This window comes from Kitasatospora sp. NPDC101108 (genome assembly GCF_055584725.1).
In genome coordinates, this window is record NZ_JBVJLM010000005.1 from 1 (window position 1) to 25,600 (window position 25,600).

Consider the following 25,600-nt stretch of genomic DNA (forward strand, 5'->3'; position numbering starts at 1 on the left):
GGTCGCCGTTGGCAGTCTGAAAATCACCCGTCACGCCCCCTTCCGCACCCACCCCCTCCACCGCCCCCTCCCGCAGCGCGTCCCTCTCGCCTGGGTCGGGTGGGAGGGGGAGGAGGGAGGGGGAGGGGGTGGGTGGGCGGGGAGGGGTGGGTGCGGGCGCCCGGGGAGGGGGTGTGGTGGGCGCGCGGGGCGTTGCCCGCGCGGCCAGGGTGGGGGTGGGGGAGACTGGGCGCATGCCGGAGCTGCCTGAGGTTGAGGCGTTGAGTGTCTTCTTGGCGGAGCGGTTGGCCGGGCGGGTGGTTGCTCGGGTGCAGCCGGTGGCGATCAGTGCGTTGAAGACGTATGACCCGCCGGTGACGGCGTTGGAGGGGCGGACGGTCGGGGCGGTGGGGCGGCGGGGCAAGTTCCTGGACATCGAGGTGGGTGGGTTGCACCTGGTTGTTCATCTGGCCCGGGCGGGGTGGGTGCGGTGGAAGGACAGCCTGCCTGGGGAGCCGCCGCGGCCGGGGCCGAGGAATCCGCTGGCGTTGCGGGTGCGGTTGGCGGGTGAGGCGGGGGACGGGTTCGACCTGACCGAGGCGGGGACGAAGAAGGGCCTGGCCGTCTATGTGGTGCGGGACCCGGTGGAGGTGCCCGGGGTGGCGAGGCTCGGGCCGGATCCGTTGGATCCGGGGTTCGGGTTGGAGGAGTTCGCGGCGTTGTTGCGGGGTGACCGCCGGCGGATCAAGGGGGTGCTGCGGGACCAGAGTGTATTGGCCGGGGTGGGCAACGCGTACTCGGACGAGGTGCTGCACGCGGCTCGGATGTCGCCGTACAAGCTGGCGTCGAGCCTGACGGAGGAGGAGACGGCGGGGCTGTACGAGGCGCTCGGTGGGACGCTGCGGGAGGCGGTGGAGCGTTCGCACGGGTTGGGGGCGGGGGAGCTGAAGGCCGAGAAGAAGCTGGGGCTGCGGGTGCACGGGCGGACGGGGCAGCCGTGTCCGGTGTGCGGGGACACGGTGCGGGAGGTGTCGTTCGCGGACTCGTCGTTGCAGTACTGCCCGACCTGCCAGACCGGGGGCAAGCCGCTGGCGGACCGGCGGATGTCGCGGCTGTTGAAGTGAGGTCCGCTCCAACAGCCGCGTCGCGCGGGGGTCAGCGCTTGATGGCGACGCCGCCCCAGTAGTAGGCGGCCTTGGGGTCGGCCGGGGGTTCGCCGTCCGGGCGCCAGGCCAGGACCGGGGCGACGCCCGGCTCGACCAGCTCCCAGCCGTCGAAGAAGCGGAGCACGTCGTCGTAGCTGCGGGGCACCAGGGTCATTCCGCCGGCCCGGGCGGCCTCGGCGACCTTGCCGACCGCCTCCGGGTCGAAGTCGGGGGTGGGGGTGGTGAGGGCGAGGCAGCTGCCGACGGGCAGGGCGTCGCGCAGTGCGGCGACCCGGCCCCAGGGGTCGTCCTCGTCGGCGATCAGCATCAGTACGGCGATCATCAGCAGGCCGACCGGCTGGGTGAGGTCCAGCGTGGAGGTGAGCGCCGGGTCGGCGAACAGTTCCTCGGGCTTGCGCAGGTCGGCGTGGATGTAGGTGGTGCGGCTGGCCGGGCTGGAGACCATCAGGGCGCGGGCGTGGGCGAGCACGATCGGGTCGTTGTCGACGTAGACGACCCGGGTGCCGGGGCTGACCGCCTCGGCGATCTCGTGGGTGTTCGGCGAGGTGGGGATGCCGGTGCCGAGGTCCAGGAACTGGCGGATGCCGTGTTCCCGGGCGAGGTGGCGGACGGCCCGGCCCTGGAAGGCGCGGTTGGCCTTGGCCATCTCCTTGACGCTGGGCACGGCCTCCTCGATGGCCTGGCCCATGGCGCGGTCCGGCGGGAAGTTGGTCTTGCCGCCGAGCCAGTAGTCGTAGACGCGCGCAGAGTGCGGGGTGGTGGTGTCGACTCCGAAACGTTCCCACTGGCTCAGCTCGGCGGCGTCGTCCTGCGGGCCGTGCTGGGGGAAGTCCTGACTTGTCGTCATGGCCACGTCCTCTGATGGCAGATCATCACACTGGGGAAGGCACAGCGTAGCGGTCCTGACGGGAGGCGCGGCGTCCGGCCGGGGAGGGCGCGTTCACGGGGTGGGACGGCAGGGTGTCGGCGGCCCTTCCGGTCGGCTTTGTGGGCTGTCGGAGTGGTGGTCGGGACGGGCGGTGAACGGCGGGGCAAGCATTCAGAATGCTGTCTGATCGTCAGATTAAGTCTCCAATGAACTCTCGGATCACTTCGCGCAGGTTGCTGTTGGTCGCCGGCGGGATGTCGCTGCTCGGTGCGGCCGCCGGCTGCAAGAGCCCCTGGAGTGGGGACGGGGCTTCTTCCTCGGCACCGGAAGCGGCGGCGGGCGTGCGGGAGGTGCTGGTTCCCGCGGCGGGGTCGCCCTCGCCGTCCGCGTCCGCCTCGTCGGCGGTGCCCTCCCCGGCGCCGCCGTCCGCCTCCGGCTCGATGACGGCCTCCGCGTCGGCCTCCGCGTCGAGCGTGCAGCCCGTTCGCAAGACGCTCAGCGAGGCCGAGAGCAAGCCGGTGTACGAGCTGGACCCGGCGCAGCGGGTGGTGGCGCTCACCATCGACGACGGGCCGGATCCCAAGTACACGCCCGCCGTACTGGACCTGCTCCACCAGCACGGGATCCGGGCGACCTTCTTCATGATCGGCGAGAACGCCGTCGAGCACCCGGCGCTGGTGCGGGAGATCGCGGACCGCGGCCACCACATCGCCAACCACACGTGGACCCATCCGGACCTGCGGCACATGTCGGAGAGCGCGGTGCGGGATGAACTGGAGCGCACCTCCGACCTGCTCCACCGGATCACCGGGCGGATGCCCACCTGGTTCCGGTCGCCGGGCGGTGACTGGTCGCCGGTGTCGCTCAAGGTGGCCGCCGACCTCGGGCTGCGGAACATGGGCTGGTCGGTGGACCCGAGGGACTGGTCGCGGCCGGGGACGCCGGCGATCATCGACACGATCCTCAAGGAGGTCCGGCCCGGGGCGATCGTGCTCAACCACGACGGTGGCGGGGACCGCTCGCAGACGGTGGCGGCGCTGAAGACCTATCTGCCGACGCTGATCGATTCCGGGTATCTCTTCACGGCTCCGCCGAACTGAAATGCGAATGTCGGACAGGGGATATCGGCGGCATATGCCGACGGGGCAGGTAGCGGCTTTGCGGCCTAAACCACCCGATCGGGTGGATTGGGAGAACCGTTTCTGCGGTTTTTTGGCCTCTAGGGTGATCTCGCACCAATTCCTCAGGCACTTCCGAGTGCCGCCTGAAAGGCCTTTCGTCATGCGTCTCCGCAATGCCGTGCTCGCCGCCGCCAGTGCCGTCGCCCTCGTCGTCGCCGTTCCGACGTCCGCGAACGCCGGCATCGGCGATTTCCTCTACAAGGTCGGCCCGGGCATCCCGGCCGGGATCGCCGACCCGCAGAGCGGCAAGTGCATCAACCTGTTCGGCGCGACCGAGAAGGACCCCGCCTTCGCGCCGGAGAACCTCACCACCTCGACGGCGACGGTCTTCCTGGACTTCGACTGCAGCGGTGACACCTTCTACGTGATGAACCCCGGGAAGGTCCTCGGTGACCGGCTGAAGCTGCGCTCGGTGGTCTTCTCCTGAGCGGCGCGGACCGCGGGGTGGCCCGGGCCGGACGGTCGGCGTAGCTTCGAACTGTCCGGCCCGGTCGCCGGCGCCTCGTCGTGCCCTTGCGGTCTGCCTGTGCCCGTGGTCGGGCGGAGCAGCCTGGGCAGAGCGAAGGAGGGCCTGGGATGACCGGCAACGGCTACGCGCACCCCGAGGTGCTGGTCCGCACCGAGTGGCTGGCCCACCACCTGGACGACGGGACGGTCCGGGTCGTCGAGGTCGACGAGGACACCACCGCCTACGACCGGGACCACATCCCCGGCGCGGTCGGCTGGAACTGGACCACCGACCTGCACAGCCAGGTCGGCCGCGACTACGCGGACCGCGAGGGCGTCCAGCACCTGCTGCGGGCGGCCGGGGTGGAGGACGACACCACCGTGGTGCTGTACGGCGGCAACAACAACTGGTTCGCGGCCTACGCCTACTGGCTGCTGCGGCTGCGCGGCTTCGGGCCGGTGAAGCTGCTGGACGGCGGGCGGAAGAAGTGGGAGCTGGAGGGGCGGGAGCTCACCCACGAGGTGATGGACTACCAGCACACCTCCTACCGGCTGACCGGACCGGAACGGCCGGAGCTGCGGGCGCTGCGCGACGAGGTGCTGGCCAAGGCGGAGGTGTTCGCCAAGCCCGGCGCGGACGCGGTGCTGGTGGACGTCCGCTCCCCGGCGGAGTTCCGGGGCGAGCTGATCGCACCCCCGAACCTGCCGCAGGAGCAGGCCCAGGTGCCCGGGCACATTCCCGGCGCGGTCAACGTGCCCTGGTCGCAGGCGGCCAACGACGACGGCTCGTTCCGCTCGGCGGAGGAACTGCGGGCGCTGTACGGGGGCAAGGGCGTCGGGTCGGAGCGCGAGGTGATCGCCTACTGCCGGATCGGCGAGCGGTCCGCGCACACCTGGTTCGCGCTCACCGAGCTGCTGGGGTACCCGCACGTGAAGAACTACGACGGCTCCTGGACGGAGTACGGCTCGCTGGTGCGGGCGCCGGTGGCGCTGGGCGGGTGAGGCGGGGTGGTGGGGGTCGGGGTAGGGCCAGGGCGGGCTCGGCTCGGCCCTACCATTTCGGCTTGTTTCTTTTCATGAACATCTCATCATCAGGGCGTGGAACCCGGGCCGCCGGGACATGGATCGATCCGACCCATCGTTCCGGTGATCCTGGAGGACCACGTTGCGCAAGAGGCTGATCGTCTCTGCTGCCAGTGCCCTGAGCCTGTTCCTGGCCGTCCCCGCCTCGGCCGCCGACTTCCAACCCGGCGCGGCCGGGGTCGGCGACGCCTACTACCCTACCTACGGCAACGGCGGCTACCACGTCTCCCACTACGACATCCGGCTGAAGTACCAGCCCGCCACCGACGAACTGGAGGGCACCACCACCATCCTCGCCACGGCGACCCAGGACCTCTCCCGGTTCAACCTCGACTTCGCGCTGAACGTCTCCGAGGTGCGGGTCAACGGGCGGCCGGCCGCCTTCGCCACCAGCGGCGAGCAGGAGCTGGAGATCACCCCGGCCCGGCCGCTGGCCAAGGGCGACCGGGCCACCGTGGTGGTCCGCTACAAGGGCGTTCCGTCCACCGTGAAGAAGTACGGCTTCACGGCCTGGCTGCGCACCCCGGACGGCGCGGTGGCGGCGGGCGAGCCCGAGTCGGCCTGGTGGTGGTTCCCGAGCAACGACCACCCGAGCGACAAGGCCACCTTCGACGTCTCGGTGCAGGTGCCGGACGGCAACCAGGTGATCAGCAACGGCATTCTGACCGGTACGTCCTCGCAGGCCGGCTGGACCCGCTACAGCTGGCGCGAGAACAAGCCCCAGGCGACCTACCTGGCCACGCTCGCCGTCGGCAAGTTCGACATCAGCACCGACACCACGGCCGGCGGGCTGCCGGTCTACAACGCGTACAGCAAGGACCTCGGCGACAACGCGGACGCGGCCCGCTCCAGCGTCGAGCGCACCGGCGAGCTGGTGGACTGGCTGAGCGGCTACTTCGGCGACTACCCGTTCAGCTCGGTCGGCGGGTACGTCCCCAACGTCCCGACCGGCTACGCCCTGGAGACCCAGACCCGGGTCTTCTACAGCCCCCGGCAGTTCTCGAAGGGCGCGAACACCTCGGTGGTCGTGCACGAGCTGGCCCACCAGTGGTACGGCGACAGCGTGTCACTGTCGCGCTGGAGCGACATCTGGCTGAACGAGGGCTTCGCCCGGTACGCGCAGTTCCTCTGGTCCGAGCACGAGAACGAGGGCACCGCGCAGGAGCTGGCCGACTACGTCTACGCCTCGCACCCGGCCGGCGACGCGTTCTGGACCGTCAAGCCGGGCGACCCCGGCCCGGACAACCAGTTCGCGTCCGCGGTGTACGACCGGGGGGCGGTGGCCGTCCAGGCGCTGCGCAACGCCGTCGGGGACGAGAGGTTCTTCCGGATCCTCAAGGGCTGGCCGACCGAGCGCAAGTACGGCAACGCGACGATCCCGGAGTTCCAGGCGTACGCCGAGAAGGTGTCCGGGCAGAAGCTCGGGGACGTCTTCAGGACCTGGCTGTTCACCGCCGCCAAGCCGGCCGCCGGGCCGGCGAAGCCGGGGACCGCCGCCCCGGCTTCGCCGGCGCCCGGCGCGCGGGCGGACGCGGCGGACCGGGGCGAGGGGCAGCTGCCCGTGGAGCCGAAGTCCTGGAAGAAGATCCAGGAGACCAACTCGGTGCACGACGAGGCGCACTGAGGTTGTTCGGGCGTCTCGGTGAGCCGGTGAGCCGGTGACGGGCGTGGTCCGGTGACGGGCGTGGTCCGGTCGGTCGTCCGGGACGGGGCTGCCGTCCCGGGACGGGTGGCCGGCCGGGCTACGCCGCTCCGGAGCCGTCCGCCGCGAGCAGTTCGGTGAGGCGGCGGACGGCGAAGGGTATGAGGTCGCGGACCGGGATGAGGCGGCAGGGCGCGGCGCCGACCAGCACCTCGCGGATACCGGCCCGCTCCTCGAACTCCCGCCCCACGACCGGGAAGTGGGTGTCGTTGTCGTCGCCCACGTCGGGCGCTTCGAGCCAGACCCGCTCGCCCTGGATCGCCATCGGGAAGCGGCGCAGCTTGAGTCGGCGGTTGGGGGCGAAGGTCTCGGCGTAGTGCAGGAAGGTGTTGCGGTTGTGCCCGACGCCGACCAGCAGCACGTACCCGCCGAGGTCGTGCAGGGCGCCGAAGGGGGACTCCCGGCCGACGGCGAAGCCGAAGGAGCGGCGGGCGGTCACCTCCCGGGCGTGGGCGCCGACGGCGGCGACCGAGGCCTGCGGGTGGGTGCTGCGCAGGCTCTCCGGCAGGGCGCGCAGCGCCTCGGCGACCGCTCCCGTCCGGGAGGGCAGCTCGGGGTGGAACAGCGGTACGGCGTCCCGGAGTTCGGCGATCGCCGGGGTGGGCGGGCCGGCGTGGTCGGGCGCCGGGTCGCACACCGTGTCGGTGGTGAAGGTCGGCACCACGACCGTGCCGCCCGGGCCGACGGCCTCGCGCAGGCTGGCCACCACGGCCGCCGCCCCGCCCTCGACCCGGCCGAGGCTGGAGAGCGAGGAGTGCACGATCAGTGCCATGTCCGGGCGGACGCCGACCCGGCGCCAGCCGTCCACGAGGTCGGCGGTGGTGAGCGGGCTGGTGCCCGGATTGGTCATGGTCCCCCCTGGTGGCGGTGCGGCGCACGCGGTGGCGTGCGGGGCTGGGTGGTCGGGCGCGGTCCGGTGGGTGATCGGGCGTGCCGGTGCGGATTTCGTACCGGTGTGGTCCGATTGTTCGGGCCCGACCATAGCGGGTGGCACTGACAACCGGTCAGGAGGGGGTGCTCTCCGTCAGCCCACCACGGGGCTGCGACGTTCGACCATGATCACGTCGCGCCAGTGGCCGTGCAGTCGGCCGATCCGCTCGCGGGTGCCGACCACCCGGAAGCCCGCGCGCCGGTGGAGGGCGAGGCTGGCGGTGTTCTCCGGGAAGATGCCGGACTGCACGGTCCAGATGCCGGCGGCGTCGGTGGAGGCGAGCAGGGCGTCCAGCAGGGCCCGTCCGACGCCCCGCCCCTGAGCGGCCGGGTCGATGTAGACGGAGTGTTCGACCACACCGGCGTAGGCGGCGCGGGCGGAGACGCGGGCGACGGCGGCCCAGCCGAGGACGCGGTCGCCGTCGGGGGCGTCGGGGCCGTCGGGTTCGAGGGCGACCAGGCGGTGTTCGGGGAGCTTGGCGGCGTCGAAGGCCTCCCAGGTGGGGGCGGTGGTCTCGAAGGTGGCGTCGCCGGTGTCGATGCCTGCCTGGAAGACCGCCAGGACGGCCTCGGCGTGCTCGGGGCGCATCGCGGTGATGCGCGGGCCGGACGGCGGTGCGGCGGTGACGGCCGGGCCGGTGGTCATCGGGCGTCCGCCTCGGCCAGGACGCGGGCTTCCTGCTCGGGGGTGAAGCCGTGGCCGAGCGGGGGTTCGCCGCGACCGCGGTCCCAGGCGAGGACGTCGGCGGCGGTGACCGCGAGCGGGGTGGCGGGCAGCCCGGCCGCGCGGGCCCGGGCCGGGTCGCGCTGCTGGCCGGGCCAGAGCGGTTCGGCCCGGACCAGGGGGAAGAACGGCGGCGGGGCGGTCTCCGGCGGGACGGGGACGATCTCGATCTCGCTGCCCGCGACCTCGGCGCAGGTGGTGATCAGCCCGCCCAGGGTGGTCGGTTCGGCCGGGCCGACGGCGTGGAAGGCGCCCGGCCGTCCGTCCTGGAGCAGCCGGAGCACCAGCCGGGCCAGGTCGCGCGAGTCGACCACCTGGACGGGCTGTTCGGGGCGGGCGGGCAGCGCGATCCGGCCGCCGCGCGCCGCCCGGCGCACCCAGTACGTCAGTCCGCGGGACTCGTCGTACGGACCGGCGACCTTGCCGGGGCGCACGATCGTCGCCCGGTCGCCGTAGCGGGCGGTGACGGCCTGCTCGCAGGCGACCTTGAGGCGGCCGTACGTCGCGTCGGTCAGGTCCTCGGCGTCGCGCAGCGGCGCGCGGAGCGGGGCGGACTCGTCCGCGGCGGAGGCGGGTCCGCCCCGCCGGTAGACCGCGTGGGAGGAGATGAAGAGGTAGCGGCCGACCCGGTCGCCGAGGACGGCCATCGCCTGGTCGACCTGGCGGGGCCAGAAGCCGCTGACGTCCACCACGGCGTCCCACTCGCCCTGGCGCAGGGCGGTGTGGTCGCCGGTGTCCCGGTCGCCGAGGAGGTGGCGGGCCTCGGGGAAGAGGCTGGGGTTGGTCCTGCCGCGGTTGAAGAGGGTGACGTCGGCGCCGCTCTGCAGGGCGTCGGCGACGATCGCGCGGCCGACGAAGGAGGTGCCGCCGAGTACGAGGATCCGCATGGACTCCAGGCTATGACCGGGTGTCAACCGGCTTCGTCAGTGGAGGTGCGGGGCCGCCGGGTGGTCCGAGAGCTTCGGGTAGTCGGTGAAGCCGGTGGCCGTCTGGCCGTAGAGGTGGGTCTCGTCGACGGGGGTGAGCGGGGCGCCGGTGGCGAATCGTTCCGGCAGGTCAGGGTTGGAGATGAAGGCGCGGCCGTAGGAGACCAGGTCGGCGAGTCCGGCGGCGAGCACCGCCTCGCCGCGTGCGCGGTCGGTGGCGTCGCGGTTCTCACCGACGTTGGCGATCAGCGGGCCGGACCAGCGGGGGCGCAGGTCTTCCAGGGCCGGGTAGTCGTCGTTGTCGGTGAGGTGGAGGTAGGCCAGGCCGAGGCCGTCGAGTTCGGCCAGCAGTGCGCGGTAGACCGGCGCCGGGTCGGCCTCGGCCATGCCGAACTGCGGGTTGCCGGGGGAGAGGCGCAGACCGAGGCGGTGCGGGCCGACGGCCTCGGCGACGACCCTGACCAGCTCGATCGGGAAGCGGAGCCGGTTCTCCAGGGTGCCGGGGCCGTACTCGTCGGTGCGCAGGTTGGTGTTGTCGGCGAGGAACTGGTGGATCAGGTAGGAGTTGGCGCCGTGCAGCTCCACGGCGTCGAAGCCGGCCGCCAGCGCGTTGCGGGCGGCCGTGACGTGGTCGGCGACGGTGCGCCGGATCTCGGCGCGGGTCATTTCGCGCGGGGTGACGGCCTCGGCCTTGCCGCCGTCCCGGACGTGCACCGGGCCGGGGGCCGGGACGGCGGAGGGGCCGGCCGGGACGTCGCCGAGCAGCCGGTTCAGCGGGTGGCCCTGTCGGCCGCCGTGCATCAGCTGGGCGACGATCCGCCCGCCGGCCGCGTGCACCGCCTCGGTGACGGTGCGCCAGCCGGCCACGTGCGCGGGCGTTTCCAGGCCGGGCAGGCGCCAGCCGGACTGGCCCGCCCTGCTGGGCCAGATGCCCTCGGTGACGATCAGTCCGGCGCCGGCGCGCTGGGCGTAGTACTCGGCGACGAGGGGCAGCGGCGTACCGTCCTCGGCGGCCCGGTAGCGCGTCATCGGGGCCATCACGACGCGGTTGGGCAGGGCCAACTCGCCGAGACGGTACGGGCTGAGCAGGGATTCGGTGGTGGTGGTCATGCCGGTACCGTAAAACCTGACACCGGTGTGAGGTTCAACTTCCGGGGTGGGCGTCCTGGCCGGCGGCGGAAGCCTCGGTGAGGATCAACTCCTGGACAGAGTGCGGTAGTTCCCTTATCGCCGGGTGCGGGAGCACGGCCGGGTCGGCGGTCATGGCCGGGCTCGGCACCTCGGCGGACTGCGGGGCGTCCAGGGCGTGGAGGCCGCGATCTGTGCGGTCGAGGGCCGGGACGGGGTTCCCTGACTCTCTCGACATGAAGTATCTTGACGTCGAGATTGATGGTGGACGCGGAACGAGGGCCTTGTCATGCGGGGGAACGGACTGTGGGCGCAGCTGCGGCGGCCGCCGGGTGGGCGGGACGCGCGGATCATGCTGCTCGCGCAGGGCGTGGACCGGACCGGCAGCGGGGTGTGGGCGGCGGCCTCGGTGCTGTACTTCACCTTCGTGTGCGGGATGGACGCCGGACGCCTCGGACTGCTGCTCGGGGTGGGCGCCGTCGCGGGGATCGTCGGCTCACCGCTGGCCGGGCGGGCGGCCGAGCGGCTGCCGGTGCGCGCACTGCTGATCGGCTGCCACCTGCTGCGGGTGGCCACCATGGGCCTGCTGCTGGTGGTCGACCACTTCGCCGCGCTGCTGCTGTCCGTCGCCCTGACCTGCCTGGCCGAGCGCGGGGCCAAGACCCTGGAGATGCTGTTCGCCACCCGGGTCGCGGGCGAGCGGCGCGCCACGTACCAGGCGCTGTTCCGCAGCGTGGCCAACGGCGGGTACGCGGTCGGTACGGGCTTCGCGGCGATCGGGCTGGCGGTGGGGAGCACCACCGCCTACCGGGCGCTGATCGTGGCCAACGCGCTCTCCTACCTGGTGGCCGCCGCGCTGATCCGGCGCACCTCGGAGCCGGCCGGGCGCGGGCTGGTGGCGGAGGCGCCGTCGCCCTCCGCGCCCGCCCAGGAGGTGGCGGGCGGGCTGGCAGGCGGGGTCGCGGGTGGTGGGCCCGAGGCGGTACCGAGCCCCTGGCGCGACCGCGGCTACCTGCTGTTCGTGCTGCTGGACCTGCCGATGTGCCTGGACGACTCGGTCCTCAACGTCGGTCTGCCGCTGTGGCTGATCCACCACACCGGTGCGCCGCACGCCGTCGTCCCGGCCTTCCTGACCCTCAACACCGTGATGGTGGTGCTGCTGCAACTGCGCGTCTCCGCCTGGGCCGAGAACCCGCGCGGGGCGACCACGGCGGTCGGCTGGTACGGGGTGCTGCTGCTCGCGAGCTGCGGGCTGATCGCGCTCTCCACCGGCGGCGGGCCGCTGACCGCCTCGCTCGCCCTGCTGGCCGCGGCGGCGCTGGTCACGCTCGCGGAGCTGATGCGCTCGGTGAGCTCCTGGGAACTGGCGGTCAGCCTGGCCCCGCCGCGTGCCGAGGCCTCCTACCTGGGGGTGGCGGGGATGTCCCAGTCGGTGCAGAAGTCGGTCGGGCCGATGCTGCTCACCGGCGTGGTGATGGCGGCCGGTCCGGTGGGCTGGCTGGCGCTCGGCGCGGCGTCCACCGGTCTGGCCGCGGTGCAGCGCCGGGCGAGCCTGCGGCGGCTCGCGGCGCTGGACGCCTCGGCGGGGGCTGCGGGGGCCGCGGTGGGGGTGCCGTCGGCGGCGGTCGTCGGCTGAGAAGGCCCTGGTTCCGGGGGAGGGGCACCCCCCGGCGCGCCGCCCGCACGGGGATTGTTCCGCGATCGCGGGGGCACTCGTGCACTGGCCGGCGGCGCGCCCGCTCCGGTCTCGGGCGAACGAAGGGCGGTTCGAGGTGGCGGCTGTGACGGGGAAGGCACCGGCACACGAGCAGGTGGCGACCGGTGTGCCGGAACGTTTCGGTTACCGGATGAAGAGGCTGCTGCTCGGGCCGCCGCTGGTCACGGCACAGCTGCGGGACGAGAAGTTGTCGAAGCCGGTGGCGCTGGGGGTGCTCGCGCCGGATTGCATCAGTTCCAGCGCCTACGGGACCGAGCAGATGCTGACGCAGCTGGTGCCGGTGGCGGGGGTGGCGGGTTTCGCCCTGGTGATGCCGGTGACCGGGGTCATCCTGGCGCTGCTGGTGCTGCTCACGCTCTCCTACCGCGACGTGGTCATGACCTATACCCGCGCGGGTGGTTCGTATGTGGTGGCGAGGGAGAACTTCGGCCCGCGCGTCGCGCAGGTCGCGGCGGTGGCGCTGCTGATCGACTACGTCGTGACGGTGGCGGTGCAGACTGCGGCGGGGACGGACGCGGTCGCCTCCATGCTGCAACTGCTCTTCCACACGGACATCGGCCCGGACAAGCTGTGGGTGACCCTGGGTGTGGTGTGCCTGCTGTGCTACGGCAACCTGCGGGGCATCCGGGAGGCGGGCCGGGCGTTCTCGGTGCCGACCTACCTGTTCGTCCTCGCCGCGGGCCTGACCGTCGTCGTGGGCCTGGTCCGGCTGGCCACGGGCAGCCTGCCGCGCCTGGGCGACGCGGACCTGCACGCGGCCGGGGCGGTGGCGGTCGGCGCCCCTGGCGGGGGGATGGCGGCGGGTGTCTCGCTGTTCGTCCTGATGCGGGCCTTCGCCAACGGCGGGTCCTCACTGACCGGCCTGGAGGCGATCTCGAACGGCGTGGGCGCCTTCCGGCCGCCGCAGGGCGCCAACGCCCGCCGCACCCTGGTGATCATGAGCGCCACCCTCGGCACCCTGGTCCTGGGGATCTCCACACTCGCCTGGCAGACCCACGCCGTCCCCTTCACGTCCGGCAGCCCCACCGTGCTGGCGCAGGAGGCGCACCTGGTCTTCGGACAGAGCGGCTTCGGCCAGGTCATGTTCGCGCTGGTCCAGGTGGCCACGGCGCTGATCCTGTACACCGGGGCGAACACCTCCTTCAACGGGTTCCCGTTCCTGGCCAGCTTCGTCGCCGAGGACGCCTTCCTGCCCCGCCGGCTCACCCTGCGCGGCCACCGCCTCGCGTTCTCCAACGGGATCCTGGTGCTCGCCGCCGTGTCCCTGGGGCTGCTGCTCGTGACCGGCGGAAACGTGACCAGGCTCGTCTCGCTCTACGCCATCGGCGTGTTCACCGGCTTCGTCATGGCCACCGCAGGCCTGACCAGGTACCACTGGCGACGTCGGGAGAAGCACCGCACGGTCAAGGCCGCCGTCAACGCGGCGGCCGCGACCGCCTCGGCCGCCGTGGTCGTCATCTTCGCCGTCACCAAGTTCACCGAAGGCGCCTGGGCGGTGGTCGTCGTCTTCCCGATCGGGGTGTGGGCCCTCATCCGGACCAACGAGCGCTACCGCGCGGAGAGCGCGGTCCTGAACGCGGCGCCCGCCACGGCGACGACCGCCACCCGGTCACGCAACGTCGTCCTCCTCCTCGTCGACCGCCTGGACCTGGCCGTCATCACCGCCCTGCGCTACGCGCACACCCTGCGGCCCGCCGACCTCCGGGCCGTCCACATCGCGCTCGACAGCGCACACGCCGAGCAACTCCAGCGCGCCTGGCAGGCCAGCCAGGCCGCGGACATCCCCCTCGACCTGGTGGACTGTCCGGACCGGCGGCTGCACCGAGCCGTCGCCGACCTCGCCTCCCGGGCGAGCGCCGACGGCCGCACCGAGGTCACCCTGCTGATCCCGCGCCGCGCCTACGGCCCCCTCGTGGGACGGCTCCTGCACGCCCGCAGCGGCGACGCGATCGCGCACGCCGTCAGTCGGCTCCCGCACGTCGCGGCCACCATCGTGCCCTTCGACGTCTCCGCGGCCCTCAGGGACCACCAGTGCCGTGCGGCCGTACGCGCAGCCGGGCGAGAAGGCCGAGGAGGAACGACCGTCGAGTCCGAATCCCCGGTGGGAAGGTGAGGCACCGGCAGCCTCTCGCCGGCCCGGCTGCCCACCGGAGCCGGCGTCAGGCCGCCCGCTGGGAGGCGGCGGCCATGGGGTGGAGGTCGGCGAGCGTCAGGCGGTGAACGGGTTCCTGGGGCAGGACGATGCGGCGCGTGACCACCTGATCGGGCCCGACGTGCAGGAGTTCGCCGGGCTCCATCAGCCGCCAGTGCGCGTGGAGGCCGATCGTGCGCCGTGCGCCGACGGACCGGTGAGGGGCTTGGTCGACCGAGCCGGCCGGCGGGGTCAGCGGTGCATCGGGGCGTCCGCGCCGTCTGCGGGAACCGGCACCGATGCCGGCGTCGAGGGAGGGGCCTGCTCGGCGGGAGCCGGGTGGTGCTCCCCGTCGCCGGGGGACCGCAGCAGGGTGGCGAGGAGTTCGGCGACGGTGGGGCCGGCGTCGGCGGGATGACGCAGCTGCTTGCTGGCGATGACGCTGTAGTGGTTGGTGCGGCCGCGGCGTTCGTGGCTGAGGTATCCGGCCTGTTCGAGGTCGGTGATGATGCGCTGGACGGCCCGTTCGGTGAGCAGACAGCGGGCGGCGATGTCGCGTACGCGGATGCCGGGGTCGCGGGCTATCTGGACGAGGACCCGTGCGTGGTTGGTCAGGAAGGTCCACTGCCGCTCGGCCGCTGTTGCGTCGTTCATGTTTCCACGATAAGACTCGTGTTTCACGACTGCTGAAACACGACAGTGAATTCGTGCATTGGTTGACATGTCTGGCGGATCGGCGAACAGTGAAGGTGACGCGCGGATCGTCGTGGCGGACTCGTGCGGCGGCCCTCGTCTGGAGATGGTGCACGTGGACTCGATGAGCAGGGAAGGACTGGAGCGGCTCAGGCTTCTGCTGGCCGAGCGGGTCGGCTCGCCCTGCGAGCAGGGCGAGGACGCGGGGCGGGCGCAGCCGCTACGCCGGCAGGTGTATCACGCGATGACCGGCATAGACGCCTACCTCAGCGCGGTCGAGGCGGGCAGCTCCACCGTCGTGGGACTGCGTGAGCGGGCCCTGGACCTGTGGGCGGATCTGGAGCGCATCGCATCGCCGTGTTCGGAGCCGGACGGTGCGGGCGGCGACGCCGACGCGGTCCGGGTGCCCGCCCAGCCGGTTCTCAGGGTGTGAGGGGAGGACCGTGCTGCCCTGCTTGAAGACGGAGACCGTCCGGGTCGGTGACGCGCTGGTGTGCGGGTTCGCCGGGGACATGATCCTCGACAACGAACCCCTTGCCGCCCAGGCCCTGAACGCCGCCCTCGGGGAGCGTCCCGGGCTGCTCGCCGTCGACCTGTCCGAAGTGGACCTGTTCACCTCCACCGGCCTCAACCTGCTCCTGACCGCCCGGCGGCGTGCCCTGGCGGACAATGTGCGCCTCGTGCTGGTGGCCCCCTCGGAGCGAACGATGCGGGTCCTGGACCTGACCGGGACCACGGGCCTGTTCGCCGTCCACCCCACGGTCGAGGACGCCCTGCGGGGCCACCGGCTGCGGATACCGTCCCGGCCGGCGCCGCTCAGGCGGCAGGGCACGCCCGACTGAACGGGCCGGCGCGGGGCGCGCCCGATCAAACGCCGGCGACGGGGAAGACATCCGTCAGCCCCGAAGGCCGGCGGCAGCCGGCGCCCCAGCACGTTGCAGGAGCCGCAGTGACCTTGCTCCCCTTCCTCCTCCTCCCGGCGGCCGTTCTGCTCCTGCTGCTCTTCGCACGGCGCTTCAGCGACGACCGGCGTCGCTTCGGCAACGGTGTCCTGCTGGGCCTGTGCACCGTCCTCCTGTTCGCCGGCTCCTTCCTGGAGCTCGACCGCTTCCACCGTCCGGTGGCCCATGCGGTCGCGGGCGCCACCGGCGTCGCGGCCGTGGCGTGCGCGACGGCCGTCGCCGGGGCCCTGATGGCGAACGGCATCCGGATGGTCCGCGCCGAAGGAGGTCGCCCGGCCAACCTCCTGTCCCCGCTGGCGGGCCTAGGGGTCCTGGCCGCGCTCGCGCTCGTGGTCGTCACCGCGCGCACCGACCCCGGGCCGCTGCGCGCGGCGGCAACCGCCGCCCTGCTGGTGGCCGGCTACCTGGCGTTCCTCTTCCTCTGTTTCGTCGGCTACGCCGTGCTCTACCACCTGGCCACGGCACGCCACCCGGTCGACTTCGTGGTCGTCCTCGGCGCCGGACTGGTGGACGGATCCACTGTCCCGCCGCTCCTGGCCTCGCGACTGCAGAAGGCCCTGACCCTGTACCGGCGCCAGGCGGCGCAAGGACGGCCCCCGACCCTGGTGGTCTCCGGCGGCAAGGGCTCGGACGAGCGCGTACCCGAGGCCGAGGCGATGGCCGACTACCTCAGGGCGCGGGGCGTCCCCGACGCGCACGTCCTCCAGGAACGCGCCTCGACGAACACCGGGGAGAACCTCGCGTTCAGCCGGGAACTGATGGAGCGGATCCGCCCGGGCTACCGCTGCGTCATCGTGACCAACGACTTCCACTCGCTGCGGGCGGCCATCCTCGCGCGCCGGGCCGGGGTCCCGGGAGAGGCACACGGCGCGCCGACCGCGGCCTACTACCGGCCCAGTGCGACCCTGCGGGAATTCGTGGCCGTCCTGACGGTCTACCCGCGCACGAACCTGGCGGCGTGCGCGGTCCTGGCCGCGGCCGGGGCCCGGGCGGGCTGGCTCGGCTGAACCACCGACGCCGCCCGCCCACCGACGGCGGGCTCACGTGTCGAACTCGGCCCAGACGGTCTTGCCGTGGCGGTGGGGCGCGGTGCCCCAGCGGTCGGAGGTCTGCTGGACGATGAACAGTCCGTGTCCCCCGGGCAGCCCGGGGTGGCGAGGCCGGCGCGGTGCGGGCAGGGCCGGTGAGCGGTCACTGACTTCGATGCGCAGGCGGGCCGCCGAGGCGTGCAGGACCAGTTCGAGGGGGCCTTCGGCATGGACCGCGGCGTTGGCGACGAGTTCGGTGACCAGCAGGACGATGTCACTCGCGCGCTCCGGGTCGGGCCAGGACCAGTCGGCGAGGGCCGCGGCGGTGAAGGTCCGGGCGTGGGCGACCGGCCTGGGCAGTCCGGACAGTGGCAGGCGCCGCCGCTGACCGCCGGTCGGCAGGGCGGCCACTCCGGAGACCGGCGTGTCGCCGAGGAGTTCCCGGCTGGGGTTCATGAGCGGCTGTCCCTTCGGCTCGACGCTCTCCCTGGCCGGGTGCCCTGCCGTGGCCGGAGCATGCGGGGTCGTTCGATGCGATGACCGGACGGTCGGCCCGCCCGGACGGAGGCTGGTGTCACCGGGGAGCCGAGAGCGCCTCGTCAACAGAAGTATGGAGGGAGAAGACGCTGTTGGCACCCGTGATGTCCAACAATCTCATGATCGCATGTGATGGTGCGGCGAGACGGAACGGGATGCCGGCCGCGGTCGCGTTCATGCGGGTCTTCAGCAGCAGGTTCAGGCCGGAGGAGTCGCAGAAGCCCACATGCTCAAGGTCGGCCACCAGCAGCGTGGGGCGCGAGCCGGTTGCTCCTTCCAGCGCTGTCCTGGCCTCGGTGAGGGTTTCGAGGTCGAGGTCACCCCTCAGACCGCACACGGCGGCCCCGTCGGCGGTGCGCCGGACCTGGACTGTCAGGCCGGTGGCGGCGGTTGGCGCCTGCGGTGAAGCAACGGTCGTGTCCTGGGCCGGCATCCTCGTCCCCTCCAGCGGTTTCCTCGACTGACCATGTGCCCGGCCGCCCGGCGAACCGGATTCGCCGTTGTGCGGCCTGTGGCGCGCGGGTGCCTTCTCGCTCCGGTGGCGCTCACGCGGCGTTCAGGCCGTCCCGCAGCTTCTTCAGGGTACGGGTGAGCAGACGGGAGACATGCATCTGGGACAGTCCGAGCCGTGCGCCGATCTGCGACTGGGTCAGTTCCTCCGTGAAGCGCAGGGAGAGGATGAGCCGTTCGCGCGCGGGGAGTTGGGCGATGAGGGGCTTGAGTGCCACGAGGTTCTCGGTGAGGGCGATCGCGGAGTCCTCCTGGCCGAGCCGGTCGGCGAGGGAACTGCCGCCTTCGTCGTCCTCGGCGCCGCTGAAGTCGAGGGATCCCGTGGAGCGCGCGTTGGCGGCCGTGAGGCCCTCGATCACCTCCTCCTCGGACAGGCGGAGGTGGCCGGCGAGTTCGGCGACGGTCGGTGCACGGTCGAGCCGTGTCGTGAGGTCGTCCTGGGCCTTGGCGAGGGCGATGCGCAGTTCCTGGAGCCGGCGGGGGACGTGGACCGCCCAGGTGGTGTCGCGGAAGTGGCGGCGGATCTCGCCCAGGACGGTCGGGATGGCGAAGGTGGAGAACTCCACGTCACGGTCGGGATCGAACCGGTCGATCGCCTTGATCAGGCCGACGGCACCGACTTGCAGCAGGTCCTCGTGGGGCTCGCGCTGGGCGTCGAAGCGGCGGATCACGTAGCGGACGAGGGACAGGTTGAGCTCGATCAGGGTCGAGCGGACGTAGGAGTACTCGCGGGTGCCCTCTTCGAGGAGCGCGAGCCGCCTCAGCAGCACCCGCGTGAGTTCCCGCGCGTCCGAGGGCGCGAGATCGCGGGGGCTGTCCACCCCGGCCAGTTCCGGCGCGACGTGGCGGCGGACGGCGTTCGTGGTGTCGGTCGGCCGGGCGGCCGGCGCGGGTGCTTCGGTTCGCGTCGTCATCGTGTTCCTCTCCGAGCCGGGGCAGGCCCGTTCCCATCTGCCCCCGACCGCTGTTGTCATGCACGCTCGCCGTGTGAAGGTCTTGCGGAGTTCCGGGGAACGCGGCTCATCCGACTCCACCGGCGGGGCCTTCGCCGACGCAGACGCCGATCAGGCAGGTGTCGTCGTCGGTGTCCGCCGGGCTGTAGCGCAGCAGGTGGTCCAGCGTGGCCTCCAGGTCCGCGTGGCCGCGCTGGGCGGGGCGGCTCGCCTTCTCCGTCAGGGCGATCAGGTTTTCCAGGGAGGCGTGTACGGACTGGTCGCGTCGTTCGATGAGTCCGTCGGTGAACATGACCAGGGTGTCGCCTGCTTCGAGCTGGGCCTCGTGCTCCTCGTAGTCGGCGTGGTCGAGCGCGCCGAGCAGGATGCCACCGATCTGGGGCAGGGTCTCGGCGCGGCCCTTGCGCAGCAGCACGGGCGGCGGGTGGCCGGCGCGGGCCCAGCGCAGCCGGCGGGTGGCCGGTTCGTAGAGCCCGCAGACGGCGGTGGCGGTGACGTTGTCGGTGAGGTGGTGGGTGACGCTGTTGAGCCAGCTGAGCAGTTGGGCCGGTCCGGCGCCGGTGGCGGCCAGGCCGCGCAGGGCGTTGCGCAGGGCGACCATGCCGGTGGCGGCGTCGATGCCGTGTCCGGCGACGTCGCCGACGCACAGCAGGACGTTGCCGGAGGGCAGGGTCAGGGCGTCGTACCAGTCGCCGCCGACGAGGTGGTCCTTCTCCGCGGGGCGGTAGCGGACCGCGACGTGGAGGTCCGGCAGATCGAGCGGGCCGCGGGTGGGCGGCATGATGGCGTGCTGGAGCTGGAGGGTGAGGCGGCTGCGTTCGGCGGCCTGCTGCTCGCTGTGGGCGAGTTGGTCGCGGGTGGCGGCGAGTGCGACCTCGGTCCAGTGCTGGGCGGAGATGTCCTGGTAAGCGCCGCGGACGATCTGCACACCGCTGTCGGGGTCGTGGACGGGCTCGGCGACGACCCGGATGTGGCGGGTGACGCCGTCGGGGCGTTGGAGGCGGAAGCCGGTGGAGGCGGGGCGCTGGTGGTGCAGGAGGGTGCGCAGGAAGCGGTCGATCGTGTCGCGGTCGTCGGGGTGGGCGTGCTCGCCCAGGTGTTCCAGGGGGATCGGCTGGGCGGTGGGCGGCAGTCCGTACAGTTCGAACAGGGTGTCGTTCCAGGCGATGTGGCCCTCGCGGAGGTTCTCTTCGAAGCCGCCGATCCGGCCCAGGCGCTGCGCGTGCTGGAGGAGACGGGCGACGGGGGTGGTGCCGTCCTCCAGCCGCCAGACGATCAGCACGTGGTGGCCGTGGCGGCTGATGCTGACCTGCCCGTGGGCGTGCAGGGGCACGCCGTCGACCATGGCGGCCAGGCGCATGCGCTGGGCCCGGAAGGGCTCGCCGGTGGCGTAGACGTGCTCGACCTTGACGGCCAGGCCGCCCGGCTCGGCCGCGAGGGGATAGGCCTCCAGCAGGCGTGCGCCGAGAACCGTGTTGGTGGGCCTGCCGGCGAAGTCGACGAAGGCGGGGTTGACGTCGTGGACGACGAATTCGAGAGGCGCCTCGGTGCTGTCCGGTGCCAGGCGCAGGATCAGGCAGGGGTCGAAGATGCCGGCGGTCAGCCTGCGCAGAGCGTCGAACTCGGTGTCGGCCGCGCCGACGTCCGCTTCGTCGTCGGTCCAGGTCTCCAGCGTCGCGGCGGCCAGCTCCGCGAGGGCCTCGACCTGGCGCTGCAGCGGCCGGGTCCGCTCGGGCAGCGCGTCCTGCCAGCAGATCTCCAGCACGCCGATCAGGCGGCCGCCGAGCCCGGCCGGCACCGCGAGCCTGCCGCCGGTGAACTCGTGCTGCCCGATCGAGGGCAGCGAAGCGCCGGCGAGCTCGGGGATCGCGGCAGTGGCGCGTTGGTCGAGGGCCTGCCGGGCCGGGGTGAAGACCCCGGGGGGCACGTGCCGCCAGCGCTGGGCCTCGGCCGGGCCGAAGCCCGCGCTGCCGCGCAGGGACAGCGACTGGTCGGGGTGGGCCGCCCAGATGGCGACGGCGCCCGCCCCCAGGGGGTGCAGGGCGTGGTCGAGCATGGAACGGGCGACGGCTTCGGTGTCGGGCGCGGCGAGGGCGTGCGCCTGCGCGGTGCGAAGACGCAAGGCGACCGGGTCCGTGCGGCTGGCGGAGGAGGCGACGAAGGTACGGGCCACGGCGGAAATCCGGTCCGATGCCGCCTGGTTGAGCAGGTCGGCGGCGAAGTCGAGGACCGGGACGCCTGCCTGGTCGGCCAGGGAGGCCAGTTGGACGGACGCCTCGGTCGGACTGCAGCGCAGGCGCTCGACGAGCATGCCCACGGCCAGCTCGATCAGGGAACGGCCTGCCGCGTCGGAGTGGGCCTGGGCGAGTTCCTCCCGCAGGCGCTCCACGGTTGCGGCGAGCCGGCTCAGGCCCGGGTCGCGGACGCTGCCGTCCCGTTGCGGCACCACCCGCACGGGCGCGGGTGCGGCACTGCCGCCGGCCGGGACGGGGTCGAGGGCGTGGTTCACGCGTTCTCCTGCGAGCTGCTCGCGGCGCTGTCGGCGGGCTGCGCCGTGAGGTGGCCCTTGATGCGGGTGATCAGCTCGTCGGCGTCGACGGGCTTGGTGACGTAGTCGCTGGCTCCGGCGGCCAGGCTCTTCTCCCGGTCGCCGATCATCGCCTTGGCGGTGACGGCGATGATCGGCAGGCCGTGGTGCTCGGGCATGGCGCGGATCGCCGCGGTCGCGGTGTAACCGTCCATCTCGGGCATCATCACGTCCATGAGGATCACGTCGATCCCGGGGTGGGCGGCGAGGCACTCCAGCGCGGCGCGTCCGTTCTCGGCCTGGAGGACGTGCATGCCGTGCAGTTCCAGGATGCCGGTGATCGCGTAGAGGTTGCGGTCGTCGTCGTCGACGACCAGAACGGTGCGGCCGGTCAGCGAGGAGTCGATGTCCGCACCCCATTCGACCCCTGCGTGGCGGCCCGGCTGGGGGATGTCGCCGGGGCTGTCGGTGCTCATGTGCAGAGCGATGCGCTCGCGCAGCTCGTCCAGGCTGGAGATGACCTCCACCCTCCCGGCGCCGCCGGGGAGGTCCTCGTCGGCGGCGATGGCGCGGCCGCGGTGCGCGAGGATCGGGACCGCGTGCAGAGCCGGGTCGGCGTGCATCTCCCGCAGCAGCTCCAGGGCGGCACCGTTGGGCATGTCCAGTTCCAGGACGACGCAGTGGCAGGGCCTGGTGGCCAGGGTGGCCGCCGCCTCCTGGGCTCCGACCGCGGTGATGATCTCCACGCCGTGCTGCGAGGTTCGTGGCAGCTCGGCGACGGCGCTCTCGGCCACCATCCGCAGCAGGCCGTTCGGACGGCCTTCCACGACCAGCAGGCGCCGCGGCTGCCCGTCGGTGGGCGCACTCGGCGCGTGCGCCGTCTCGCGTGCCGTCTCGATGGCCGGCTGGGCGTCGGCGTCCTCCAGGGCCTCGGGGGCCGCCGTCGCGGAGCCGGTGGCGGTGGCGGTGGTGTCGGGATGTTCGACCGGGAGGTAGAGGGTGAAGGTGCTGCCGCGCCCCGGGGTGCTCTCGACCGTGATGGCGCCGCCGAGCAGGAAGGCGATTTCGCGGCTGATGGACAGTCCGAGGCCGGTGCCGCCGTACTTGCGGCTGGTGGTGCCGTCGGCCTGCTGGAAGGCGCCGAAGACGGTCTCCAGGTGCTGGGGCGCGATCCCGATGCCGGTGTCGGTCACGCGGAAGGCGAGCACAGGGCCGCCGCGCCGTACGCCGTCGGGCAGTTCCACGTCGGCGGCGGGCTCGATGCGCAGCTCCACCGTGCCCTGTTCGGTGAACTTGACGGCGTTGGACAGCAGGTTGCGCAGCACCTGGCGCAGGCGGTAGTCGTCGGTGAGGAGTTCGCCGGGGACGCCGGGCGCCGTGTGGACGGCGAAGGCGAGGTTCTTCTGCCCGGTCATCGGGCGGAAGGTGGCTTCGACGTAGTCGAGCAGCGCGCGCAGCGGCACCGTGTCGACGTTCAGGTCCATCTTGCCGGCCTCGACCTTGGACAGGTCGAGGATGTCGTTGATGAGCTGGAGCAGGTCGGAGCCGGCGGAGTGGATGATGCCGGCGTACTCGACCTGCTTGGCGGTCAGGTTCCTGGTGGGGTTCTGGGCGAGCAACTGGGCCAGGATGAGCAGGCTGTTGAGCGGCGTGCGCAGCTCGTGGCTCATGTTGGCCAGGAACTCCGACTTGTACTTCGAGGCCAGCGACAGCTGGTGGGCGCGGTCCTCCAGCTCCTGGCGGGCCTGCTCGATCTCCAGGTTCTTGGTCTCGATGTCGCGGTTCTGCGTGGCCAGCAGCTCGGCCTTCTCCTCCAACTCGGCGTTGGAGGCCTGCAGTTCCTCCTGCCGGGCCTGCAGTTCCCCGGAGCGGGCCTGGAGTTCGGCGGCGAGTCGCTGGGACTCGTCGAGCAGTTCGTCGGTCCGGGCGTTGGCCACGATGGAGTTGACGTTGACGCCGATGGTCTCCATCAGCTGTTCCAGGAAGTCCCGGTGGACCTGGGTGAACGGCTGGACGGAGGCCAGTTCGATGACGCCCAGGACCTGGTCCTCGACGACGATCGGCAGCACCACCAGGGACAGCGAGCCTGCTTGCAGCAGACCGGAGGAGGCGACGAGGTACTCGGCCGGGATGGTGTCGACGCTGATGGTGCGGCGACTGCGCGCGGCCTGGCCGACGAAGGACTCGCCCAGGCGGAAGCGGGTGGGGCGCTGACCGTCGGGGAACGCGTAGGAGCCGACGAGTTGCAGCACGGTGCCGTCGGGGCCCTCTTCCGCGAGGTAGAACGCGCCGCACTGCGCGCCCACCAGCGGGGCGAGTTCGTCCATCACCGACTCGGCGACGACCGCGAGGTCGCGCCGGCCCTGCATCAGGGCGGAGAAGCGGGCCAGGTTGGTCTTCAGCCAGTCCTGTTCCTCGTTGGCGCGGGTCGTCTCGCGCAGCGACTCCACCATGAAGTTGACGTTGTCCTTGAGGTCGGCGACCTCACCGGAGGCGTCCACGGTGATCGAGCGGGTGAGGTCGCCGGCCGCGACGGCGCTGGTGACCTCGGCGATCGCCCGGACCTGCCGGGTCAGGTTGCCGGCCAGCTCGTTGACGTTCTCGGTCAGCCGCTTCCAGGTGCCGGACACGCCCTCGACCTCGGCCTGGCCGCCGAGCCGCCCCTCGGTGCCGACCTCCCGGGCGACCCGGGTCACCTCGGCGGCGAACGCGGAGAGCTGGTCGACCATGGTGTTGATGGTCGTCTTCAGTTCGAGGATCTCCCCGCGCGCGTCCACGTCGATCTTGCGGGTCAGGTCTCCGTTGGCCACCGCGGTGGTCACCTGGGCGATGTTGCGCACCTGGCTGGTCAGGTTGTGCGCCATGAAGTTGACGCTGTCGGTCAGGTCCTTCCAGGTGCCCGCCACGTTCGGCACCCGGGCCTGGCCGCCCAGCGTGCCCTCGGTGCCGACCTCGCGCGCCACCCGGGTCACCTCGTCCGCGAACGCGGAAAGGGTGTCGACCATGGTGTTGATCACACCGGCGAGCGCCGCGACCTCTCCCTTGGCTTCGACCGTGATCTTCTGCGAGAGGTCCCCCCTGGCGACGGCGGTGGCGACCTGGGCGATCGAGCGGACCTGGCCGGTCAGGTTGGACGCCATCACGTTGACGTTGTCCGTCAGGTCCTTCCAGGTACCGGAGACGCCCCGAACCGTCGCCTGGCCGCCCAGGTTGCCCTCGGTGCCGACCTCCCGGGCCACCCTGGTGACCTCGTCGGCGAAGGCCGAGAGCTGGTCGACCATCGTGTTGATGGTCTCCTTCAGTTCGAGGATCTCCCCGCGCGCGTCGACGCGGATCTTCTGGGTGAGGTCGCCTTCGGCCACGGCGGTGGTCACCGACGCGATCGAGCGGACCTGGGCGGTGAGGTTGTCGGCCATCACGTTCACCGACTCCGTCAGGTCACGCCAGGTGCCCGACACGTCGCGCACGTCCGCCTGGCCGCCGAGCCGGCCCTCGGTGCCGACCTCCCGGGCCACGCGGGTCACCTCGCCCGCGAACGAGGACAGCTGGTCGACCATGGTGTTGATGGTGGTCTTCAGCTCCAGGATCTCGCCCCGGGCGGTCACCGTGATCTTCTGCGACAGGTCACCCCGCGCGACCGCCGTGGCCACCTGGGCGATCGCCCGGACCTGGCCGGTCAGGTTGCCCGCCATGAAGTTCACCGAGTCGGTGAGGTCGCGCCACGTCCCCGACACGCCCTTCACATCGGCCTGGCCGCCGAGGATGCCCTCGGTGCCGACCTCCCGGGCCACGCGGGTCACCTCGCCCGCGAACGAGGACAGCTGGTCGACCATCGTGTTGACGGTGTTCTTCAGCTCCAGGATCTCCCCGCGCGCATCCACGGTGATCTTCTGCGACAGGTCTCCCTTGGCCACCGCGGTGGCGACCTGGGCGATGTCCCGGACCTGCGTGGTCAGGTTGCCCGCCATCGCGTTGACGGACTCGGTCAGGTCCTCCCAGGTGCCGGACACGCCCGGCACCTGCGCCTGGCCGCCGAGGCGGCCCTCCGTGCCGACCTCCCGCGCAACCCGGGTCACCTCCGAGGTGAAGTGCGACAGCTGGTCGACCATGCCGTTGAACACGGTCGCGATCTCGCCCAGCACCCCGTCCGCGTCGCCCGGCAGCTTGGTGCTGAAGTCACCGTCCCGCACCGCCGTCAGACCGGCCAGCAACAGACGCAGCTCCGGCTCACCGGCGGGGTGCGGCACTGCCGCCGGCCCGTCGGCCCGCTGAGAACTCTCGGTCGGGGTCGAGCCAGCCATCGTACATCGCCTCTCTGCTGCACATCCCGGTCGTCCTGCTGCGCCGCCCCGGACACCGGGCGAGGACGCAGCGGACACCGCGTACCGGTCGGAGGCTACCGGTATCG

24 protein-coding genes are annotated in these 25,600 nt (G+C 72.4%); 10 read left to right on the top strand and 14 right to left on the bottom strand.

What is annotated here, in order from left to right:
• The first annotated feature begins 233 nt into the window (after window positions 1–233).
• Complete coding sequence (locus ACZ6Z8_RS13455) at window positions 234–1,103, top strand: Fpg/Nei family DNA glycosylase (protein ID WP_465609176.1); 870 nt, start codon at window positions 234–236, stop codon at window positions 1,101–1,103.
• Between the two features lie 31 nt (window positions 1,104–1,134).
• Here the strand turns inward: ACZ6Z8_RS13455 and ACZ6Z8_RS13460 are convergent, their stop codons facing one another.
• Together ACZ6Z8_RS13460 and ACZ6Z8_RS13465 are read right to left on the bottom strand one after the other, a co-directional pair.
• Window positions 1,135–1,992: an SAM-dependent methyltransferase gene (locus ACZ6Z8_RS13460; RefSeq protein ID WP_402819644.1), complete on the bottom strand. Its 858-nt coding sequence runs from the start codon at window positions 1,990–1,992 to the stop codon at window positions 1,135–1,137.
• Window positions 1,993–2,203: 211 nt separating this feature from the next.
• Window positions 2,204–2,503: a hypothetical protein gene (locus ACZ6Z8_RS13465; RefSeq protein ID WP_465609178.1), complete on the bottom strand. Its 300-nt coding sequence runs from the start codon at window positions 2,501–2,503 to the stop codon at window positions 2,204–2,206.
• Here ACZ6Z8_RS13465 and ACZ6Z8_RS13470 point away from each other — a divergent pair.
• The 4 genes from ACZ6Z8_RS13470 to ACZ6Z8_RS13485 all read left to right on the top strand — a co-directional run bounded on the left by ACZ6Z8_RS13470 (window position 2,487) and on the right by ACZ6Z8_RS13485 (window position 6,348).
• Window positions 2,487–3,113, top strand: a complete 627-nt coding sequence (locus tag ACZ6Z8_RS13470; RefSeq protein ID WP_465609180.1) for a polysaccharide deacetylase family protein — start codon at window positions 2,487–2,489, stop codon at window positions 3,111–3,113. The genes ACZ6Z8_RS13465 and ACZ6Z8_RS13470 overlap by 17 nt on opposite strands.
• Window positions 3,114–3,294: 181 nt before the next feature.
• Window positions 3,295–3,621, top strand: coding sequence for a hypothetical protein (locus ACZ6Z8_RS13475; protein WP_465609182.1), 327 nt, complete (start codon window positions 3,295–3,297; stop codon window positions 3,619–3,621).
• 149 nt (window positions 3,622–3,770) lie between these two features.
• Entirely contained in the window at window positions 3,771–4,643 is an 873-nt protein-coding gene (locus tag ACZ6Z8_RS13480; protein ID WP_465609184.1) for a sulfurtransferase, read from the top strand.
• 163 nt (window positions 4,644–4,806) lie between these two features.
• Complete coding sequence (locus ACZ6Z8_RS13485; protein ID WP_465609186.1) at window positions 4,807–6,348, top strand: M1 family metallopeptidase; 1,542 nt, start codon at window positions 4,807–4,809, stop codon at window positions 6,346–6,348.
• A gap of 118 nt (window positions 6,349–6,466) precedes the next feature.
• Here the strand turns inward: ACZ6Z8_RS13485 and ACZ6Z8_RS13490 are convergent, their stop codons facing one another.
• From ACZ6Z8_RS13490 to ACZ6Z8_RS13510, 5 genes are all read right to left on the bottom strand, one after another.
• Window positions 6,467–7,276 (bottom strand): AAC(3) family N-acetyltransferase, encoded by an 810-nt coding sequence (locus ACZ6Z8_RS13490; protein WP_465609196.1) that lies wholly within the window; start codon window positions 7,274–7,276, stop codon window positions 6,467–6,469.
• Window positions 7,277–7,450: 174 nt separating this feature from the next.
• Window positions 7,451–8,002 (bottom strand): GNAT family N-acetyltransferase, encoded by a 552-nt coding sequence (locus ACZ6Z8_RS13495; RefSeq protein WP_465609198.1) that lies wholly within the window; start codon window positions 8,000–8,002, stop codon window positions 7,451–7,453.
• Entirely contained in the window at window positions 7,999–8,967 is a 969-nt protein-coding gene (locus ACZ6Z8_RS13500) for an NAD-dependent epimerase/dehydratase family protein (RefSeq protein WP_465609200.1), read from the bottom strand. The genes ACZ6Z8_RS13495 and ACZ6Z8_RS13500 overlap by 4 nt, the downstream gene beginning before the upstream one ends.
• 36 nt (window positions 8,968–9,003) lie before the next feature.
• Window positions 9,004–10,116 carry an alkene reductase gene (locus tag ACZ6Z8_RS13505; RefSeq protein ID WP_465609202.1) on the bottom strand — a complete coding sequence of 371 codons (1,113 nt, stop codon included), beginning with the start codon at window positions 10,114–10,116 and terminating at the stop codon, window positions 9,004–9,006.
• Between the two features lie 34 nt (window positions 10,117–10,150).
• A complete protein-coding gene (locus tag ACZ6Z8_RS13510) occupies window positions 10,151–10,372 on the bottom strand; it encodes a hypothetical protein (RefSeq protein ID WP_465609204.1) in 222 nt (73 codons plus the stop codon).
• Window positions 10,373–10,423: 51 nt separating this feature from the next.
• On the opposite strand from ACZ6Z8_RS13510, the gene ACZ6Z8_RS13515 reads away from it, so the two are divergent.
• Both ACZ6Z8_RS13515 and ACZ6Z8_RS13520 read left to right on the top strand, forming a co-directional pair.
• Complete coding sequence (locus ACZ6Z8_RS13515; RefSeq protein ID WP_465609206.1) at window positions 10,424–11,770, top strand: MFS transporter; 1,347 nt, start codon at window positions 10,424–10,426, stop codon at window positions 11,768–11,770.
• A 211-nt stretch (window positions 11,771–11,981) separates the two neighbouring features.
• A complete protein-coding gene (locus ACZ6Z8_RS13520; protein ID WP_465609208.1) occupies window positions 11,982–13,964 on the top strand; it encodes an APC family permease in 1,983 nt (660 codons plus the stop codon).
• 46 nt (window positions 13,965–14,010) lie between these two features.
• On the opposite strand, the gene ACZ6Z8_RS13525 is transcribed toward ACZ6Z8_RS13520, so the two are convergent.
• Window positions 14,011–14,148 carry a hypothetical protein gene (locus ACZ6Z8_RS13525; protein ID WP_465609210.1) on the bottom strand — a complete coding sequence of 46 codons (138 nt, stop codon included), beginning with the start codon at window positions 14,146–14,148 and terminating at the stop codon, window positions 14,011–14,013.
• An 86-nt stretch (window positions 14,149–14,234) separates the two neighbouring features.
• The gene (locus ACZ6Z8_RS13530) at window positions 14,235–14,636 is read right to left on the bottom strand and encodes a helix-turn-helix transcriptional regulator (RefSeq protein WP_465609212.1); all 402 of its coding nucleotides are present in this window, start codon (window positions 14,634–14,636) and stop codon (window positions 14,235–14,237) included.
• 163 nt (window positions 14,637–14,799) lie between these two features.
• Here ACZ6Z8_RS13530 and ACZ6Z8_RS13535 point away from each other — a divergent pair, with 163 nt between their 5' ends.
• The 3 genes from ACZ6Z8_RS13535 (at window position 14,800) to ACZ6Z8_RS13545 (ending at window position 16,644) form a co-directional block, all read left to right on the top strand.
• Window positions 14,800–15,108, top strand: a complete 309-nt coding sequence (locus ACZ6Z8_RS13535; protein ID WP_465609214.1) for a hypothetical protein — start codon at window positions 14,800–14,802, stop codon at window positions 15,106–15,108.
• Between the two features lie 22 nt (window positions 15,109–15,130).
• Window positions 15,131–15,517 carry an STAS domain-containing protein gene (locus ACZ6Z8_RS13540; RefSeq protein WP_465609216.1) on the top strand — a complete coding sequence of 129 codons (387 nt, stop codon included), beginning with the start codon at window positions 15,131–15,133 and terminating at the stop codon, window positions 15,515–15,517.
• Between the two features lie 107 nt (window positions 15,518–15,624).
• The gene (locus tag ACZ6Z8_RS13545; RefSeq protein ID WP_465609218.1) at window positions 15,625–16,644 is read left to right on the top strand and encodes a YdcF family protein; all 1,020 of its coding nucleotides are present in this window, start codon (window positions 15,625–15,627) and stop codon (window positions 16,642–16,644) included.
• A gap of 33 nt (window positions 16,645–16,677) precedes the next feature.
• Here ACZ6Z8_RS13545 and ACZ6Z8_RS13550 read toward each other — a convergent pair whose 3' ends face one another.
• From ACZ6Z8_RS13550 to ACZ6Z8_RS13570, 5 genes are all read right to left on the bottom strand, one after another.
• On the bottom strand, window positions 16,678–17,121 hold the full coding sequence (locus ACZ6Z8_RS13550; protein WP_465609220.1) for an ATP-binding protein: 444 nt from the start codon (window positions 17,119–17,121) through the stop codon (window positions 16,678–16,680).
• A 118-nt stretch (window positions 17,122–17,239) separates the two neighbouring features.
• Window positions 17,240–17,635 (bottom strand): STAS domain-containing protein, encoded by a 396-nt coding sequence (locus tag ACZ6Z8_RS13555; RefSeq protein WP_465609222.1) that lies wholly within the window; start codon window positions 17,633–17,635, stop codon window positions 17,240–17,242.
• 112 nt (window positions 17,636–17,747) lie between these two features.
• On the bottom strand, window positions 17,748–18,626 hold the full coding sequence (locus ACZ6Z8_RS13560; RefSeq protein ID WP_465609224.1) for an RNA polymerase sigma factor SigF: 879 nt from the start codon (window positions 18,624–18,626) through the stop codon (window positions 17,748–17,750).
• Window positions 18,627–18,732: 106 nt separating this feature from the next.
• Window positions 18,733–21,174, bottom strand: coding sequence for a SpoIIE family protein phosphatase (locus tag ACZ6Z8_RS13565; protein WP_465609226.1), 2,442 nt, complete (start codon window positions 21,172–21,174; stop codon window positions 18,733–18,735).
• Complete coding sequence (locus ACZ6Z8_RS13570) at window positions 21,171–25,493, bottom strand: HAMP domain-containing protein (protein ID WP_465609228.1); 4,323 nt, start codon at window positions 25,491–25,493, stop codon at window positions 21,171–21,173. Before ACZ6Z8_RS13570 ends, ACZ6Z8_RS13565 begins: the two co-directional genes overlap by 4 nt.
• Window positions 25,494–25,600: the final 107 nt, after the last annotated feature.